Annotated in this window: 16 protein-coding genes and 1 pseudogene; 12 read left to right on the top strand and 5 right to left on the bottom strand. The window is 72.0% G+C overall.

The annotated features are described in order from the left end of the window. Window positions 1-48: 48 nt before the first annotated feature. Entirely contained in the window at window positions 49-906 is an 858-nt protein-coding gene (locus ACFOSY_RS15100) for an SDR family NAD(P)-dependent oxidoreductase (RefSeq protein ID WP_394307311.1), read from the top strand. A 38-nt stretch (window positions 907-944) separates the two neighbouring features. On the opposite strand, the gene ACFOSY_RS15095 is transcribed toward ACFOSY_RS15100, so the two are convergent. Beyond that, window positions 945-1,553 carry an HD domain-containing protein gene (locus ACFOSY_RS15095; protein ID WP_394307310.1) on the bottom strand — a complete coding sequence of 203 codons (609 nt, stop codon included), beginning with the start codon at window positions 1,551-1,553 and terminating at the stop codon, window positions 945-947. A 184-nt stretch (window positions 1,554-1,737) separates the two neighbouring features. On the opposite strand from ACFOSY_RS15095, the gene ACFOSY_RS15090 reads away from it, so the two are divergent. The 6 genes from ACFOSY_RS15090 (at window position 1,738) to ACFOSY_RS15065 (ending at window position 6,621) form a co-directional block, all read left to right on the top strand. After that, a complete protein-coding gene (locus ACFOSY_RS15090; protein ID WP_394307309.1) occupies window positions 1,738-2,319 on the top strand; it encodes a TetR/AcrR family transcriptional regulator in 582 nt (193 codons plus the stop codon). 102 nt (window positions 2,320-2,421) lie between these two features. After that, window positions 2,422-2,985: a GNAT family N-acetyltransferase gene (locus ACFOSY_RS15085; RefSeq protein ID WP_394307308.1), complete on the top strand. Its 564-nt coding sequence runs from the start codon at window positions 2,422-2,424 to the stop codon at window positions 2,983-2,985. A 62-nt stretch (window positions 2,986-3,047) separates the two neighbouring features. After that, a complete protein-coding gene (locus ACFOSY_RS15080; RefSeq protein WP_394307307.1) occupies window positions 3,048-4,565 on the top strand; it encodes a DUF4246 domain-containing protein in 1,518 nt (505 codons plus the stop codon). Window positions 4,566-4,631: 66 nt separating this feature from the next. After that, entirely contained in the window at window positions 4,632-4,913 is a 282-nt protein-coding gene (locus tag ACFOSY_RS15075; RefSeq protein ID WP_394307306.1) for a hypothetical protein, read from the top strand. A 97-nt stretch (window positions 4,914-5,010) separates the two neighbouring features. Then, entirely contained in the window at window positions 5,011-5,880 is an 870-nt protein-coding gene (locus ACFOSY_RS15070) for an AraC family transcriptional regulator (protein ID WP_394307305.1), read from the top strand. 153 nt (window positions 5,881-6,033) lie between these two features. Further along, window positions 6,034-6,621 (top strand): dienelactone hydrolase family protein, encoded by a 588-nt coding sequence (locus tag ACFOSY_RS15065; protein ID WP_394307304.1) that lies wholly within the window; start codon window positions 6,034-6,036, stop codon window positions 6,619-6,621. Window positions 6,622-6,625: 4 nt separating this feature from the next. Here the strand turns inward: ACFOSY_RS15065 and ACFOSY_RS15060 are convergent, their stop codons facing one another. Further along, window positions 6,626-7,630, bottom strand: a complete 1,005-nt coding sequence (locus tag ACFOSY_RS15060) for an SDR family NAD(P)-dependent oxidoreductase (protein ID WP_394307303.1) — start codon at window positions 7,628-7,630, stop codon at window positions 6,626-6,628. 84 nt (window positions 7,631-7,714) lie between these two features. On the opposite strand from ACFOSY_RS15060, the gene ACFOSY_RS15055 reads away from it, so the two are divergent. Together ACFOSY_RS15055 and ACFOSY_RS15050 are read left to right on the top strand one after the other, a co-directional pair. Next, complete coding sequence (locus ACFOSY_RS15055) at window positions 7,715-8,656, top strand: AraC family transcriptional regulator (RefSeq protein WP_394307302.1); 942 nt, start codon at window positions 7,715-7,717, stop codon at window positions 8,654-8,656. A gap of 255 nt (window positions 8,657-8,911) precedes the next feature. Next, entirely contained in the window at window positions 8,912-10,363 is a 1,452-nt protein-coding gene (locus ACFOSY_RS15050; protein ID WP_394307301.1) for a Gfo/Idh/MocA family protein, read from the top strand. Between the two features lie 47 nt (window positions 10,364-10,410). Here ACFOSY_RS15050 and ACFOSY_RS15045 read toward each other — a convergent pair whose 3' ends face one another. Beyond that, entirely contained in the window at window positions 10,411-11,223 is an 813-nt protein-coding gene (locus tag ACFOSY_RS15045; protein WP_394307300.1) for a DeoR/GlpR family DNA-binding transcription regulator, read from the bottom strand. Window positions 11,224-11,528: 305 nt separating this feature from the next. Here ACFOSY_RS15045 and ACFOSY_RS15040 point away from each other — a divergent pair, with 305 nt between their 5' ends. Both ACFOSY_RS15040 and ACFOSY_RS15035 read left to right on the top strand, forming a co-directional pair. Further along, complete coding sequence (locus ACFOSY_RS15040) at window positions 11,529-12,479, top strand: SIS domain-containing protein (RefSeq protein ID WP_394307299.1); 951 nt, start codon at window positions 11,529-11,531, stop codon at window positions 12,477-12,479. 112 nt (window positions 12,480-12,591) lie between these two features. Next, entirely contained in the window at window positions 12,592-13,434 is an 843-nt protein-coding gene (locus tag ACFOSY_RS15035; protein ID WP_394307298.1) for a class II fructose-bisphosphate aldolase, read from the top strand. 53 nt (window positions 13,435-13,487) lie between these two features. Here ACFOSY_RS15035 and ACFOSY_RS15030 read toward each other — a convergent pair whose 3' ends face one another. Then, entirely contained in the window at window positions 13,488-14,285 is a 798-nt protein-coding gene (locus ACFOSY_RS15030) for a carbon-nitrogen family hydrolase (RefSeq protein WP_394307297.1), read from the bottom strand. Between the two features lie 307 nt (window positions 14,286-14,592). On the opposite strand from ACFOSY_RS15030, the gene ACFOSY_RS15025 reads away from it, so the two are divergent. After that, complete coding sequence (locus ACFOSY_RS15025) at window positions 14,593-15,837, top strand: MFS transporter (protein ID WP_394307296.1); 1,245 nt, start codon at window positions 14,593-14,595, stop codon at window positions 15,835-15,837. A gap of 123 nt (window positions 15,838-15,960) precedes the next feature. On the opposite strand, the pseudogene ACFOSY_RS15020 reads toward ACFOSY_RS15025, so the two are convergent. Continuing rightward, window positions 15,961-16,284, bottom strand: a pseudogene (locus ACFOSY_RS15020) (DUF6891 domain-containing protein); the annotation flags it as partial. Between the last annotated feature and the right edge of the window lie 7 nt (window positions 16,285-16,291).

The raw sequence follows: 16,291 nt of genomic DNA, 5'->3' as shown, positions 1-16,291 counted from the left end.
GAGTGGGTGTCGGTCGCCGCCGTCTCTCCCGACGGGAGGGTGAACATCGTGTCCCCCACGACGTGGTTCGTCACCGGCGCTTCCAGCGGTCTCGGCCGTGCGCTGGCCGAGCATGTGCTGGAGCAGGGCCATCGGGTGGTCGCCACGGCGCCGGTGGTCGCTCCCCTGGCCGGCTTGGCGGACCGCCACCCTGAGCAGTGCCTGGTCCTCCAGCTCGACGTCACGGAGAGTCGCCGGTGCGCCGACGCCGTGCGCGAGGCCGAGGAGTGGTCCGGCGGTATCGACGTCCTGGTCAACAACGCGGGGATCGACTTCATCGGCGCTCTGGAGGAGCAGCAGGAGTCCGACTACCGGGCGGTCTTCGAGGTCAACTTCTTCGGGGCCGTGACACTGACCCGGGCGGTCCTGCCCGCGATGCGCGCGCGTCGCAGCGGGACCATCGTCAACGTCTCCTCGATGGACGGGCTGGCGAGCCTGCCCGGGAACGGCTTCCACTCCGCGAGCAAGTTCGCCCTGGAGGGTTTCACCGAGGCCCTGTGGCAGGAGGTCGAGCCCCTGGGGCTGCGCGCCCTGCTGATCGAGCCGGGTTCGTTCCGCACCGGGATCGAGACCCGGACGCGCGCCTCCGGGGAGCCGATCGGCGACTACGCGGTCACCGCCGGAGCCTTCCGGGCCATCATGCACAAGGTGACGCCCGACATGTTCCCGGGTGATCCGGCGAGGGCGGCGGCCGTGATCTTCGAGGAGGCCCGGTCCCCCGCGCCTCGGCACCGGGTGATCCTGGGGAGTGACGCCCAGCGCAGGATCGGCGTCAAGCTCGACCAGTTGCGTGAGGAGTACGAGGCCGGGAAGGACGTGGCCCTCAGCACCGACTTCCCGGGCAGCGGTGAGTACGCGATGCTGTGACCCGCACCGCGACCGGGCCGCTTGTGCGGCCGGCCGCGTCAGAACGCGGGGTTCGCGCCGCCGGTCCTGTCCGCGTCCGCCAGGTGGGCCGCGAACAGCCCGCCGGGCCAGCTGGAGGGCGGCGCCTTCTCCGGATCGCGCAGGGCCTGCGCGACGACGGCGTCGGCGAGTGCGGTCTCGATGTCCAGGCGCGGTAGGCGTTCCAGCGCCTCGGTGAGCTCGGCGCGGCCCTCGGCTGCGATGAGGTCGGTCCTGCCGAAGTCCGCGAGCACCGCCAGCCTGACCAGCCTCGGCAGGGTGCCCATGCGTTCCGCGATGCCCGGGGAGGTGTGCAGGGCCACGGCCTCCCAGACCTGCCGCCCGAGGTCCTCGGGCCAGCCGTGGTCCGCCAGGAAGGCGCGTGCCGCGTCCGCGCCCTCCACCTCGAAGCGCTGGGCCCCGTCGTGCGGCGCCGCCGTTCCCGAGTCGTGGAACAGGCACGCCACCGCCAGTGCTTCCCGTTCCGTCCCTTTCAGGTCCTGTTGGCGGCCGAGGTGATCCGCCAGCAGCCATACGCGCACACTGTGGTTGAGGATCGCGGGATGCAGGATCTCGCGCACGTAGGCGTAGGCGAGGTCGCCTGTCTCTCCACCGAAGGTGACGTGCATGCGGTGTCCCTCCTCGGGTCGTGCGTCGCTGTCGGCGCGGCTGTGTCGTGGCGACGGCGGTCTCGAGCCGCGACCTTACAGTCAAGAATAGGTGAGCACGGAGGCGGACTCCTCGCGGTCGAGACGCCTGCGGGGACCGCCGTGCATTTTTGACTGTTCGTTCCCATAACGTTATCCTTGCGTCATGGCGAGGGTCAGAGAGTTCGACACCGAGGCGGCCGTGCACGCCGCGATGGACGCTTTCCGTTGCAGGGGTTACGAGGGCACCTCGATCCAGGACCTGGTGGAGGCCACCGGAGTGGGGCGAGGATCGCTGTACGCGGCCTTCGGGAACAAGGAAGGCCTGTACCTGGCGGCGATGGACCGCTACCGCCAGCTGTACGCCGTGCCGTTGATCGACATGTTGCGCGCGGGGGCGCCGGCGCGTGACCTGCTGCGCGAGGTGCTGGTGTCGACGGTCGACGACATCGTCCAGGACGGCGCCCGCAAGGCGTGCCTCATCGTGGGCGCCACGACGGAGCGCGTCACCCAGGACCCCAAGGTCGCCGCGCACGTGCGGGCGACGACGTCCTCGATCGAGGACGCGCTGCGCGACGTGATCAGCTCGGCCCAGGCGTCCGGACAGCTGCCCGGCACGCGTGACGCGCGCGATCTGGCCCGCTACCTCGTCGTGACGATGCAGGGCCTGAAGGTGATGGGGGCCATCAATCCCGACCGCGCCTCGCTCATGGCCGTTGCCGAGACGGCTCTCGACACGTTGGGCTGACCCCGGCGGCGTTCGTCCCGACGCGTCCGCCGAGGCGGGCGCGGACCCGGTCACGGGTAAACCGCTGGTCGGTGTGCGGCAGGGCGCGGCAGGATGCTCCGCATGACCTTGCCCACTCCCGAACTGCACACCGAACGCCTGCGACTGCGGCCGTTCACCGATGCCGACGCGGCGCCTCTGTACGCACTGCACAGCGACTCTCATGTGCTGCGTTACTGGGACTCCCCTCCGTGGACCGACCCGGCCCGCTCGCAGCGCTTCCTCTCCGTCTGCCGCACCATGGAGGAGGAAGGCACGGGTGCGCGGCTGGCCGTCGAGCGGGTCTCCGACGGAGCCTTCGTCGGCTGGTGCGGTCTCATCGACTGGAACCCGGACTTCCGTAGCGCGATGCTGTGTTACGTCTTCGACCCCGCGGCCTGGGGTCACGGGTATGCCACGGAGACCGTGCGGGGGGTCCTGGGGTGGGCGTTCGACACCTTGGATCTCAACCGTGTCCAGGCCGACGTGGACACGCGGAACGGGGCGTCGGCGCGGGTGCTGGAGAAGCTCGGCTTCGTGCGCGAAGGCACCCTCCGCGAGGACTGCGTCGTCAACGGTGAGGTCTCCGACTCCTGGGTCTACGGCCTCCTGCGCCGTGAGTGGCGCCCGGCGGACGGCCGCCCGTAAGGGCTGTCAGTCCGCTGCCGTAGTGTTCCGGTCGCTGTCACCGACCGGGAGGGTCAAGAGAGTTGACTGGGCTGTCCGCTTTTCCGTTGCCGTTTCAGGCAAGCCGTTCCTCGACGTCCGCCAGGCCTCGGACGCTGCGGGAGATCGAGATGATGCAGTGCAGCGCGCAACTGCGGGCGAAGCCGCGGTGGTTCGAGAAGATGCGCGATGCCGGCATCGTCGCCCGGTGGACCGAGGAGGCGGTCGCGCAGGGGCTCACCGAGGCGCAGGTTCGGTTCGTGCTCGACGAGCTCGCCCACTATGCGGCGCTGCGGGACGAGCGGACCGGTGCCGAGGTGTCGGCGGTGGACGGGGTGTGGCAGTCCGACACGCTCGTCGACGACGGGCTCCGGGCTCGGCTGCGGGAGGCGGTGCGGGTGCTGGAGGAGGTGCCCGAGGAGGAGCGGGACTGGCATCCCGGCTCCGACGGCCAGGTGCTCGACCTCGTGCATCCCTCGCTGTTCTGTCTCGTACGGGAGGTGAGCGGGGCGCCGGAGCGGGCCTGGGAGAACCCGACGGACCGCTATTCGCGGTACGAGTTCTCGGAGAAGTTCCAGTGGCTGCCCACGGACGTCGACGTGGACGACGACGGCCTGGCGCGCTTCCGCTCGTACGTGAACAACGTGCACCCGGAGAAGCATCGTGATCTCGCCGCCGTGCTGCCGGAGCTTTTCGCGCGCATGCTGCCGCTGTGGGAGAACGTCCTGACGGATCTGCGTCATCCGCGGCCCCTGCGTATCACCGTCGACCCGTACGGGTGGTACGAGTCCGACGAGTACGACGTCCCGGAACCCGAAAGGGACGGCTTCGAGGACGAGGAGTCGTACATGAAGGCGTACGAAGCGTGGGAGGAGGCGGAGGAGGACTGGTGGGACAACCGTCGGCCCGTCCTCCCCGACGCCCCGGCGTTCACCCCGCCCCACATGCCCGAGGGCTCCGACCGGGTGAGCCTGAGGGGCCGGCGGCTTCAGGTGATCGTCAAGCTCGCCACCATCCACCTGACCCCGGACAAGCCCGAGTACGCGGGCGGATCCTGGCACGTCGAGGGCATGCTCAACGAGCGGATCGTCTCCACCGGCCTCTACTACTGGGACAGCGAGAACATCACCGAGAGCCGGCTCGGCTTCCGGGCGGCGCTCGACGATCCCGAGTACGCGCAGAACGACGACAACGGCATGCGGGAGGTGTACGGCCTCGAGAACGAGGACGCCCTCAACCAGATGCTCGGCTCGGCGGCCACGCCGGAGGGACGCTGCCTCGCCTTCCCGAACGTCCTCCAGCACCGGGTCAGCCCGTTCCGTCTTCAGGATCCCACCCGGCCGGGTCACCGCAAGATCCTCGCGTTCTTCCTGGTCGATCCGTCGCGCACGATCGTCTCCACGTCCGACGTGCCGCCACAGCAGCCGTGGGCCGAGACGTCGACCATGACGCTGGAGGAGGCCAAGGCCTACCGTGAGGAGCTGATGAGGGAACGGAAGTTCTTCGTCGACGAGCACAACGAGCAGCTGTACGAACGGGAGTTCTCGCTCTGCGAGCACTGAGGGTCCGACCGGGGCCGGAGGGTCGACGGGGTGACGGGGCGGGCACAAGCGCGTTTCCTGGCCGGAGTGGTGGCGCTGATCGGGGCGGCGGTGCTGCTGGAGACGTGCCGGTACACGTCCTCCGGCGTGCTGAGCCGGACGACCTCCCACTACGAGGGCCGGTACCGGATGCGGGTCTACGAAGCCCGTACCGGGCGGCTCGTCGGCACGCACAGCATGGCCGGGCAGACCTCGGTCTGGTGCACGGGCTTCGTCGAGGAGGGCCCCGACAACGAGGTGGTCGAGACGCCGGACGACGCCTCCCTTCGGGCGTTCCTGCGTCCGTACACGCGGGGTGAGAAGCCCTGAGCCCGGGCCCGCGCGGTGGTGCGTGATCTGATCGGTTCGCAACGGTCGGGCCTGGTCAGGGGGTCCACTGCCAGGGTTGACGGCGAAAGGAGGCCTCATGATCTCGGCACTCAACCAGCTCGTCGATCTCGTGGAGGAGCACCTCACCGAGGAGCTCGACCTGGGCGGGCTGGCCGCGGGGCTCGGGACCACCGAGTACCACCTGCGCCGGATGTTCTCGTCACTGGCGGGCATGCCGCTGTCGGAGTACGTGCGGAGGCGGCGGATGACCGTCGCCGCCGGTGACGTCGTCCGGGGCGAGGACGACCTGCTGGACATCGCCGTCCGGCACGGGTACGGCTCGCGGGAGGCGTTCGGGCGTGCGTTCCGGGCGGTTCACGGCGCCGGTCCCGCGGAGGTGCGCCGCGACGGGGGCCCCTTGCGTACACAACCGCAGCTCAGGTTCCGCCTGACCGTCGAAGGGAGTACCCCCATGGACACCCGCCTCGTCGACCGCCCCGCGTTCCGCCTGGTCGGACACTCCACCCGGGTCCCGCTCATCCATCGCGGCGTCAACCCGCACATCCAGCAGCACATCGCCGCCATCCCCCCGGAGGAGCACCAGCGTCTGAAGGATCTCAGCGACACCGAGCCGGCCGGCCTGCTCCAGGTCAGCGACGGCGTCGACCCCGACGGGCGGGAGGGCACCGAGCTGACCTACCTGCACGGGGTCGCCGTCGGCAGCGGGTCTGCCGTTCCGGACGGGCTGGACGTCATCGAGGTGCCGGCGGGCATGTGGGCGGTGTTCCGGACCAGCGGGCCGCACCCGGAGGCGCTCCAGACCGCCTGGGCGGCGACCGCGACCGAGTGGTTCCCGTCCAACCCGTGGCGGCTGCGGCCCGGACCCTCGATCGTCGCGATCCTCGAGCGGGCCGACGACTTCAGCACCGCGACCTGCGAGCTGTGGCTGCCCGTCGAGTCCGCGTGACGGGGTGAGGCGTAGTCACCCTCTTGAGAGGCGTGTTTCAGGAAACCTGCCCCTCTCTTGAGGGACGGGTTCCGGGAAACCTGACGATGTTCGACTGTTTTCGATTATCGTGAGCGCTCACCGTCATCCGCGGCCAGAAACGAGGAGTTCGGCATGGCAGAGGTCGTACTGTTCCATCACGTGCAGGGACTGACCTCGGGAGTGGTCGCCTTCGCCGACGAGCTCCGGGCCGCGGGGCACACCGTTCACACGCCCGACCTGTTCGACGGGCGCACCTTCGACTCGCTGGACGAGGGCGCGGAGTTCGCCGGACAGGTCGGCTTCGGTGAGATCGCCGCGCGTGGTGTGCGCGCGGCCGATCCACTGCCGCGGGACGTCGTCTACGCCGGCTTCTCGCTCGGGGCGCTGCCCGCCCAGAAGCTGGCGCAGACACGGGCCGGGGCCCGGGGCGCTCTGCTGATGCACGCCTGCATCCCGGTGTCCGAGTTCGGTGCGTCCTGGCCCGAGCAGGTGCCGGTGCAGGTGCACGCGATGGAGGACGACCCCTTCTTCGCCGAGGACGCCGACGCCGCCCGCGCGCTGGTCGCGGAGGCGCCCGCCGCCGAGCTGTTCCTGTACCCCGGGGACCGGCACCTGTTCGCGGACCGCTCGCTGCCGTCCCACGACGCCAAGGCCGCCGGGCTGCTGACGCGACGGGCGGTCGCGTTCCTCGGCTCGGTCGACGGCGGGACCCTGGCCTGAGCGGTCAGGGGGTGCGGAGGGCCTCCGTCGCGTACTCCCACAGGCGGTCCGCCGCTCGCGGGTCGACGGCGTGGGCGGCGACGCCGCCCGTCGGGTTCTCCTCGTCCGTGACGAGCCGTGCCTCCTGGTTGTCCTCGAAGTAGCGGCCCGTCACCCCCTCCAGGAGCGGTGAGGCGGCCAGCAGAACGGAGGTGGCGGCTCCCTGGGCGGGCGTCTTGTAGTACGGCAGCGGGGTCACGTTGCCCTCGTCGTCCATCACGCCGAACGCGCGCATCGTGTCGTCGTCGAGGTGCCGTTGCAGGCCGGTGAGGATGTAGCCGGGGTTCAGCGCGTTGGCGGTGATGCCGTCGGCGGCCCAGCGGTGTGCGCCGGCCGCGAGGAGGACGTCGGCGGACTTCGACTGCCCGTAGGCGGTCCACGGATCGTACGGGCGCCGCTCGAAGTGGGGGTCGTCGAAGTCGAAGGGCGCGTTCAGGTGAGCGCCCGAGCTGACGACCACGATGCGGGCGGACCCGGCCTCGCGGAGGGCCGGGTGCAGGCCGGTGGCCAGGGCGAAGTGGCCCAGGTAGTTGGTGGCGAGCTGCATCTCCCAGCCCTGGGGGGTGAGGGTGCGCTCGGGCAGGGCCATGATGCCGGCGTTGGCGACGAGGATGTCGAGCGGGCCGCGCCAGTTCCGTGCGAAGGCGTCGACCGAGGTGAGGTCGGAGAGGTCGAGGGGTGCGGTGTGCACGCGACCGGCGCCGTCGACGGCGGCCAGTTCCCGCACGAGCGGCTCGGCGGCCCCCGGGCGGCGGACGGCGACGGTGACCTCGGCGCCGGCCCCGGCCAGCGCCCGTACGGTCTCGGCGCCGAGACCCGAGGCGCCGCCGGTGACCAGGGCGCGGCGGCCGGTGAGGTCCACGCCCTCGATCACCTCCCGTGCGTCGGTGCGTGCGGTGAAGGGCGTGGTGAGGAGGGGGTGAGCGGAGTCGTCGTGCGGGTGGCGGGAGGCCGGGGCGTTCGTCGTCATGCTTCGACGCTACGGCGGGCCGGGTGGACGGGCTATTGTCGAGCGTCCCGCTTTCTTCAGCCGTCGTCCGATCGGGAGGTCGCCATGGATCCGCTGGAGGACGTGCTCACCCTGCTGGACACGCGCAGTCAGCTGTCCACGGGCCTGGTGGCGGGCGGGCGCTGGGCGCTGCGGTTCGAAGCGCCGCAGGGCGTGAAGTTCAACGCGGTCCGGCGGGGCTCCTGCCTGCTGGAGGTCGACGGGGTGGACGGGCCGATCCCGCTGGCCGAGGGCGACTGCTATCTCCTCGCCCGTCCGCGGCCGTTCACGCTGCGCAGTGATCCCGGAACCGCCCCGGTGGCCGCCGGGCCCGTGTTCGCCCGGGCCGAGGGCGGCATCGCGAGGGCGGGCGAGGGCGACGAGGTGTTCCTGGTCGGCGGGCGGTTCTCCTTCGGCGCCCGCGCCCAGGAACTGCTGCTCGACCGGCTGCCCCCGGTCGTCCACGTCCCGGCCGGCACCCCGCACGCGGAGACGGTGCGGTGGGCGCTCGACGCGATCGACGAGGAGCTGACCCGCGGGCAGCCGGCCTCGGGCCTGGTCGCCGAGCATCTCGCCGTCGTCATGCTCGTCCATGTGCTGCGGCTGCACCTCGCGCGCGATCCGCACACCGCTTCGGGGTGGCTGGCCGGGCTGTCGGATCCGGTGGTCGCCGCCGCGCTGACCTCGCTGCACCGGGAACCCGCGCGGCAGTGGACCGTCGCGGATCTGGCGGGGAGGGCCGCGGTGTCCCGCTCCACGCTGGCCGCCCGCTTCAAGACGGCGGTCGGCCAGGGGCCGCTGGAGTACCTCACCCGATGGCGCATCGAACTGGCGGCGCGGCAACTGCGCGAGGGGAGCGCGACGCTCGCCGTGATCGCCCGGTCGGTGGGGTACGGGTCGGAGAGCGCCCTGAGTGTCGCCTTCAAACGCGTCATGGGGGTGGCTCCCGGCGACTACCGCAGGCGTCCGGCGGGGCAGGGGGCACGGGCGGTGCAGCCGTCGTCCTGAGCCGCGGGCGCGCGGCGAGATGAAGCGGGCGCGCGCCGCCGGAGGAAGCGGGCGCGCGTTGCGGGAGGGGGACGGGTCCGCGCCCCGGCACGGACCAGGCGTGCGCCGCGTAAGGGGGCGGTCCGCGACGGACTGCTTGCGCGTTCCTGCTCGAAGTGGCGACCCTTCGAGCAACTATTGACATGTCTGCGTCGGTCCCGCCAGAGTCGGTGCGGCCAGTGATGCCCGGTCGTCTGATCGAAGGAGCGTTCACTCATGCCCGAACTCCCCCCTGTTTCTCGTCGGTTGCTGCTGGGAGGCGCGCTGGCCACCGGCGCCGCGGCCGCCGGCGCCAAAGCGGCGCACGCCGCTCCGGTGTCCGAAGCCGCCGGCACCGCCGGGGCCGACGCGCCGCTGCCGTCGCCCACTCCCCCGCGTCGGCGCGGTCAGCGCTCGATGATCGACGTGCCGTTCGACGTCCATGGGACCGTCCGTGTGGGCATGATCGGGCTGGGCAACCGCGGGTCCGGGATGGCCGAGGGCTGGGCCGCCGTTCCCGGCTGCCGGGTGACCGCCGTCTGCGACATCCGCGCCGACCGCGCCACGTCCGTGGCGAACCGGCTGGCCGCCCTGGGCAAGCCGCGTCCCGCCGAGTACGGCGGCTCCGCCGACGCCTACACGCGGATGCTGAGGCGCGACGACATCGACCTCGTGTACATCGCCACGCCGTGGGAGTTCCACCACCGGCAGGGCAAGGCGGCGCTGGAGGCGGGCAAGCACGCCCTCGTCGAACTGCCCGTCGCCACGGAGCTGGACGAGCTGTGGGACCTCGTCGACACCTCCGAGCGCACCCGCCGGCATCTGATGCTGTCGGAGAACTGCTCCTACGGCCGCAACGAGCTGGCCGTGCTGAAGATGGCGCACGACGGGCTGTTCGGCGACGTCACCAACGGCCACGGCGGCTATCTGCACGATCTGCGGGAGCTGCTGTTCTCCGACACGTACTACACCGACTCCTGGCGGCGGCTGTGGCACACCCGCAGCACCGCGTCGTTCTACCCGATGCACGGACTGGCGCCGATCGCCGCCGCGATGGACGTCAACCGCGGTGACCGGATGACCGTGCTGCGGGCGACCGCCACCGAACCGAAGGGGCTCGCCGACTACCGGGAGCGCTTCGTCGACCGGTCCCATCCCTCGTGGAAGGAGACCTACATCAACGGCGACCTCGTCACCTGTCTGATCGACACGGCTCAGGGACGCGTCATCCGGGCGGAGCACGACGTGAGTTCGCCCCGGCCGTACAGCAGGATCAACAGTCTGGCGGGCAGCCGCGGGATCTTCGAGGACTACGCGGGCACATCGGCGACCGGGGGCCGGATCTACGTCGAGCCGGACCACAGCGGCCACTCCTGGCGGGACTTCGACTCCTACCGCAAGGAGTTCGACCACTGGCTGTGGAAGACGGTCGGCGATGAGAACAACGGAGGCCACGGCGGCATGGACTACGTGCTCCAGTGGCGCACCGTGCAGCTGATGCGGGCGGGTCTGGTGCCCGACATCGACGTGTACGACTCCGCCGCCTGGTGCGCGCCGGTGCCGCTGAGCGTCAAGTCCCTGGCCGCGGGCGGGCGTCCGGTGGCATACCCGGACTTCACGCGTGGTTCCTGGGTCAACCTGCGCACGGGGCTGGACTCCCGTGAGTCGGCCATGCCTCCCGTCGCGTGAGCGGCGTCCGTCGGGGCTGACGCCCGGGGTCACCGTCCACGGGGTGGTCAGACGGCGTGGACCTTGATGCCCGCGTCCGTGAGGCGGGCGGCCGTCTCGGCGGGCAGGCCGGAGTCGGTCACCAGCACGTCGACGCGGTCCAGGCCGCAGATCCGGGCGAAGGCGCGCTTGCCCATCTTGGAGGAGTCGGTGACCACGATGACGCGGCGCGCCCGCTCGGTGAACAGACGGCTGACGCCGGCCTCGTCCTCCTGGTGCGTCATCAGCCCCAACTCCGGCTCCACGCCGTCGACTCCGAGGACCGCGACGTCGAGGACGACCTCGTTGAGGACGCCCACGGTGAGCGGTCCGACGAGCTCGTACGTCTGGGGGCGGGCGACACCGCCGGTGACCACGAGCTTCACCTGGGGGCGCACGGCGAGTTCGCCGGCGATGTTGAGGGCGTTGGTGACGACCGTGAACACGGGTCCCGACGTCTCGGGCGCGTCGCGGCGCCCGCGTCCCTCGCGGCTGCCGCCCGCTCTGAGGGCCAGGGCGCGGGCCACCTCGGTGGTGGTGGTGCCGCCGTTGAGGCCCACCACGTCGCCGTCGGCGATCATCCCGGCGACGGCGGTGGCGATGCGCTGCTTCTCCGGGGCGTGGCGGGAGGACTTGTAGCGCAGGGGCAGTTCGTAGGAGACGCCGTGCGCGATGGCGCCGCCGCGGGTGCGGACCAGCATCTGCTGCTCGGCGAGCTCGTCCAGGTCGCGGCGGATGGTGGCCGGGGAGACGCCGAGTGCGGCGGCCGCGTCGTCGACCTCGATCCTGCCCTCGCCCGCCAGCAGTTCCAGCAGCTTGCTCCACCGATCGTGCTTGGACATGTGTCGGACTCCCTCGGGCCTCGGTACTGCGCTCCGCACACGGTAAGGGACGCGCCGGGCTGCGGTGAGCCAGGGGAACACCGTGCGTGATCCCGCTCGGAACATGGTCACTCTGCGCGTCTCCGCGCAGTCCGTTCGGCCCTGTTTTCGGCAACGGCCGGATCACGGCCTATGGACGTGAGCTGCGGTCCACCTGGATACTTCCCGACAGGATCGGTGTTCATTACTGCTCGCAGATGTCACTGATTGAGCATCTTCACGCATGCAACGGCCCCCTTCCCCCGGTCTTGAAGGAGCACATCGCCTTGTCCGCCATCAACTCGTCCCGCACCTCGGCCGAGATCGCCTCCCAGCCCGCCGTCTGGCGCCAAGCCGCAGCATCCCTGCCCCAGCAGGCGCACGCCCTGCCGCGGCGGGGTGAGCGTGTCGCCGTCGTCGGCTGCGGCACCTCGTGGTTCATGGCCCAGTCCTACGCCGTGCTGCGCGAGAGCGGCGGCCACGGGGAGACCGACGCCTTCGCCGCCTCGGAGTTCCCCGCCGGCCGGCACTACGACCGGGTGCTCGCCATCACGCGGTCGGGCACCACCACCGAGGTGCTGGACCTGCTGCACCGGCTGAAGGGCACCGTGGCGACCGGCGCCGTCACCGCCGACCCGGACACCCCGGTGATGCACGCGGCCGACGCCGTCGCCGTCCTGGACTTCGCGGACGAGGAGTCGGTCGTCCAGACCCGCTTCGCCACGGCCAACCTGGCGCTCCTGCGGGCTCACTTGGAGTCGGAGGGCGCTCTGCCCGCCGGTGTCCTGCCGCTGGACGCGGCCGTCCGGGACGCCGAACGGGCCGTGGACGAGACCCTCGACCCGGCCGTGCCGGGCGCGGAGCAGTTCACGTTCCTCGGCACGGGCTGGACCTGTGGGCTGGCGCTGGAGGCGGCGCTGAAGATGCGGGAGGCGGCGGGCGCCTGGACGGAGGCGTATCCGGCGATGGAGTACCGGCACGGCCCGATCAGCATCACCGGTCCCGGGCGCGTGACGTGGGCGTTCGGCCGGCTCCCGGAGGGGCTGGCCGACGATGTCGCCCGGGTGGGCGGCACTCTGGTCGCGGACTCCGCGGGCGCGCCGGCCGGCCTGGACCCGCTCGCCGATCTGATCCGCGCGCAGCGGCTCGCCGTGGCCTGCGCCGAGGCGCGCGGCTACGACCCGGACCGGCCCCGCAACCTCACGCGGTCCGTCGTGCTCGAGGACGGTCGTGCCTGAGCGGGCGGGCTCCGGTCCCCGGGCGGAGGGCGGGCGGCCGTGATGCGCACCGTCGCCCCGATCGCCGTCACCTGCGCACGCTTCCGGACCGCCGTGACCGTGGAGGACGTCCATGCCCCTCAGTCCCACTGACGCCATCGTCGGCCCCGCCGCCCGCGCCGGTGTCGGTGTCGGGGCGTTCAACGTGGTGCAGCTTGAGCACGCCGAGGCGATCGTCTCCGGCGCGGAGGCCGCGGGCCGTCCGGTGATCCTCCAGATCAGCGAGAACACCGTGCGGTACCACGGCGGCCTCGAACCGATCGCGCTGGCGACCCTCGCCGTCGCGCGCGCGGCGCGCGTCCCCGTCGCCGTACACCTCGACCACGCGCAGTCCCCGGATCTCGTGCACGAGGCGGTACGGCTCGGCTGCTGCTCCGTGATGTTCGACGCCTCCGCACTCCCCTACAAGGAGAATTTGCGCGCCACCCGGGAGATCGCGGAGTACTGCCACGCCCGGGACGTGTGGGTGGAGGCGGAGCTGGGTGAGGTCGGCGGGAAGGACGGGGCGCACGCGCCCGGGGTGCGGACCGATCCGGCGGAGGCGCGGGACTTCGTCGCCGCCACCGGGGTCGACGCGCTGGCCGTGGCGGTGGGCAGTTCGCACGCCATGACCACCCGGGACGCCGTGCTGGACTTCGCCCTCGTCGCGACACTGCGCGACGCGGTCGCCGTGCCTCTGGTGCTGCACGGCTCGTCGGGCGTGGCGGACGCGGAGCTGGTACGGGCGGTGGCGGCCGGCATGACCAAGGTCAACGTCTCCACGCACCTGAACAAGCAGTTCACGCGGGCCGCACGGAGCTACCTGGACGCGCATCCGTCGACGGTTGATCCGCGCAGGTACCTCGGTCCGGCGCGGGATGCCGTGGCGGACGCGGTGACGCAGCTGCTGGGGGTGCTGCACGGCGGGCGCGGTTGAGCCTCCGGGGGGGCGGAGGCGGCCGGTGGTGCCGCAACGGCCCGTGGTGCCGGTCAGCGGCCGGCGGCTGGGGCGACGCCGAGGACGCGGTCGCGCAGTACGGGGAGGGCGGAGCGGATCCGGAGGACCTCCGCCATGTCGACGTCCGCCGTCACCACCTGCTCGTCGCGGCCCGCCTCGGCGAGCACCTCGCCCCACGGGTCGACGACCGTGCTGTGACCGCCCTGCTCGATGCCGCCGTGCTCGCCCGTGGCGCAGCAGGCCGTCAGGAAGACCTGCTCCTCGAGCGCGCGTGTGCGGGTGAGGAGCCGCCAGTGGGCGAGGCGGGCGGCGGGCCATGCGGCGGGGACGGCGATCAGTTCGGCACCGGCGTCCAGCAGTCCCCGGAAGAGTTCGGGGAAGCGGAGGTCGTAGCAGATGGCGAGGCCGATCACGCCGAAGTCCGCGGGGACGGTCACGATGTCGTGGCCGCCGCCCATCAGGGTCGCCTCGCCGGTGTCGAAGCCGTACCGGTGGATCTTGCGGTAGTGGCCGCGCAGGTTGCCGCCCCGGTCGAAGAGGAGCGCGGTGTTGTAGAGGGTGCCGTCGGTGTCCCGCTCGACGATCGAGCCGGCGTGCAGCCATGTGCCGGCGTGACGGGCGGCCGCCGACATGGCCTCGGCGGTGGGGCCGTCCAGTGGTTCGGCGTCCTGGTCCCAGCGGTCGTACGCCCATGCGCCGGCCGTCCACAGTTCGGGGAGGACGACCAGGTCGTCGCCGGCCCGGGAGCGGACTGCCCCGGCTGCCCTCCGGCGGCGTTCGTCCGCGGACTCCGACGCCTCCACGGCCAGCTGAATCGTCGAGACACGCACGGTTGTCACCTCCGGGTTCGTGCCCCCGGTGCCGCCTGCGCCCACCTCTGTTCGAGCGTAGGCGTCCAGGACCGGGACGGCGACGGGAGTCCCGGCGCACAGCGGGGGTGGTTGTGCCGCCCGGTTTCCTCACCCGTAGGGGGATCTGGCAGGCTGGGGCACGCGGCAACCACGCCCGGACGACGAGGACCGGCGCCGGACCGCCCCCACCGACCCACGCACCGCTGTCACCGGACGACGTCCGGCGCCGCGGTGCCGCGCGGTGGGCGCCCTCACCCGGCTCCTACGCGGAAGGTTCCCCTTCGCCATGCCCTTGGCTTTGTTCGCCCTGGCCGTCGTCGCGTTCGGCATCGGCACGACCGAGTTCGTCTCCATGGGGCTCCTGCCCCAGATCGCCGAGGGTCTGGCGGTGTCCGTGCCGACCGCGGGCAACGTCGTCTCCGCCTACGCGCTCGGTGTGGTGATCGGCGCGCCGCTGCTGACCGCGATGGGCGCGCGGGTGCCGCACAAGCGGCTGCTGCTGATGCTCACGGGCGTGTTCGTCGTCGGGAACGTGGCCTCGGCGCTCGCGCCGAACTTCGAGTTGCTGTTCGCGGCGCGTGTCCTGGCGGGGCTTCCGCACGGGGCGCTGTTCGGGGTCGGCGCGGTGGTCGCCTCCCGGCTGGTCGCGCCCGACCGGGCGGCGCGGGCGGTGTCGATGATGTTCCTCGGCCTCACGGTCGCCAACATCGTCGGCGTCCCGGCCGGGACGGCACTCGGGCAGCAGCTGGGCTGGCGGTTCGCGTACGCGGCGGTGGCCGTCATCGGCGTGCTCGCGCTCGCGGCGCTGGTGCGGCTCGTTCCGCACCAGCCGCGGGGCGAGCAGGCCGGTGTGATGCACGAGTTGCGCGCCATGAAGAACAAGCAGGTGCTGCTGGGTCTGGTCACGGCGGTCGTCGGGTTCGGCGGCTTCTTCGCGATGTACAGCTATCTCGTGCCGATGCTGACCCACCTCACGGGCCTCTCGGACTCCTCCACGACCCTGGTCCTCGCCCTGTTCGGCGTCGGCATGACGCTGGGCACGCTCGTCGCCGGACCGCTCACCGACCGTGCGCTGCGACCGACCCTGTACGGCGGTTTCGCGCTGCTCGCCACGGCGCTGCTGACGCTGCACTTCGTCATCGGTCATCTGGTGCCGGCGCTGATCGTCATCACGATCACGGGCGGTCTGAGCTCGTTGATCACCACGCCGGTGCAGATGCTGCTGATGGCCAAGGCGCACGAGGCGCCGACGATGGCGGCCGCGTCCAACCACTCCGCCTTCAACCTGGCGAACGCGGGCGGCGCGTGGCTCGGCGGCCTGGTCATCGCGGCCGGCTGGGGCTGGTCCTCGCCCACGCTGGTCGGCGCCGCCCTGGCGGTGATCGGCCTCGCCCTCGCGGCGACGGGCGGCTACCTGGACCGGGAGCGCCGCGCGTCGAAGGTGGTGCTGTCGTCGACGGGGGCCGCCGGTACGGACAAGGCGGGGCAGGACAGGCCGGCGGCGGCCTGCGCCCAGGACCCGACCATCTGACCGCCGTCCTGGCCATGTGAACCGTCCGCAGGCGCAGCGTTCGGCCCGCCCCCGGCGCACCGTGCCGGGGGCGGGCCGTTTCTCGACAGCCGGCCGGAGGGACGGCGCTTGCCGGGCGGATCACAGCTTCAGCGGCGACCAGTCCAGACCGCCGTCCCACCCCTGCTCCCGGCGCGCCCAGCCGGTCAGCGCGGCGATCGCGGTCTCCACCTGCTCGGTCCTCGTCGCGAAGTGCCGGTCGGCCGCGCCGTCGCGGTGTTCGAGCGTGTAGTCGTCCCCGTGCGCGTGCCACACCTGCGCGAAGACGTCCGGCACATCCGGTATCCGTTCGATCACCAGGAACAGGTCGCCGTCACCCCCGATGCGCCGGACCAGTCCGGCCAGTTCCTCGGCGGACACACCGACGTGCCGCTCCCCGTTCTCCGTCTGCACCGTGATCTCGAGCATGCGCAGA

Origin of the sequence: Streptomyces lusitanus (assembly GCF_042647945.1) — a bacterium.
In the GTDB taxonomy this organism is placed as follows: Bacteria; Actinomycetota; Actinomycetes; order Streptomycetales; family Streptomycetaceae; genus Streptomyces; species Streptomyces pseudogriseolus.
The sequence above is the reverse complement of the archived record's forward strand: the minus strand, read 5'-3'. Positions and strand labels throughout refer to the sequence as shown.

Bases quoted from the DNA above. Each gene is read 5' to 3' on its own strand.
- ACFOSY_RS15050 (WP_394307301.1), top strand. From the start codon at position 8,912: ATGCCCGAACTCCCCCCTGTTTCTCGTCGGTTGCTGCTGGGAGGCGCG.
- ACFOSY_RS15095 (WP_394307310.1), bottom strand. From the start codon at position 1,553: ATGCACGTCACCTTCGGTGGAGAGACAGGCGACCTCGCCTACGCCTAC.
- ACFOSY_RS15090 (WP_394307309.1), top strand. From the start codon at position 1,738: ATGGCGAGGGTCAGAGAGTTCGACACCGAGGCGGCCGTGCACGCCGCG.
- ACFOSY_RS15065 (WP_394307304.1), top strand. From the start codon at position 6,034: ATGGCAGAGGTCGTACTGTTCCATCACGTGCAGGGACTGACCTCGGGA.
- ACFOSY_RS15055 (WP_394307302.1), top strand. From the start codon at position 7,715: ATGGATCCGCTGGAGGACGTGCTCACCCTGCTGGACACGCGCAGTCAG.
- ACFOSY_RS15060 (WP_394307303.1), bottom strand. From the start codon at position 7,630: ATGACGACGAACGCCCCGGCCTCCCGCCACCCGCACGACGACTCCGCT.
- ACFOSY_RS15035 (WP_394307298.1), top strand. From the start codon at position 12,592: ATGCCCCTCAGTCCCACTGACGCCATCGTCGGCCCCGCCGCCCGCGCC.
- ACFOSY_RS15070 (WP_394307305.1), top strand. From the start codon at position 5,011: ATGATCTCGGCACTCAACCAGCTCGTCGATCTCGTGGAGGAGCACCTC.
- ACFOSY_RS15025 (WP_394307296.1), top strand. From the start codon at position 14,593: ATGCCCTTGGCTTTGTTCGCCCTGGCCGTCGTCGCGTTCGGCATCGGC.
- ACFOSY_RS15045 (WP_394307300.1), bottom strand. From the start codon at position 11,223: ATGTCCAAGCACGATCGGTGGAGCAAGCTGCTGGAACTGCTGGCGGGC.
- ACFOSY_RS15085 (WP_394307308.1), top strand. From the start codon at position 2,422: ATGACCTTGCCCACTCCCGAACTGCACACCGAACGCCTGCGACTGCGG.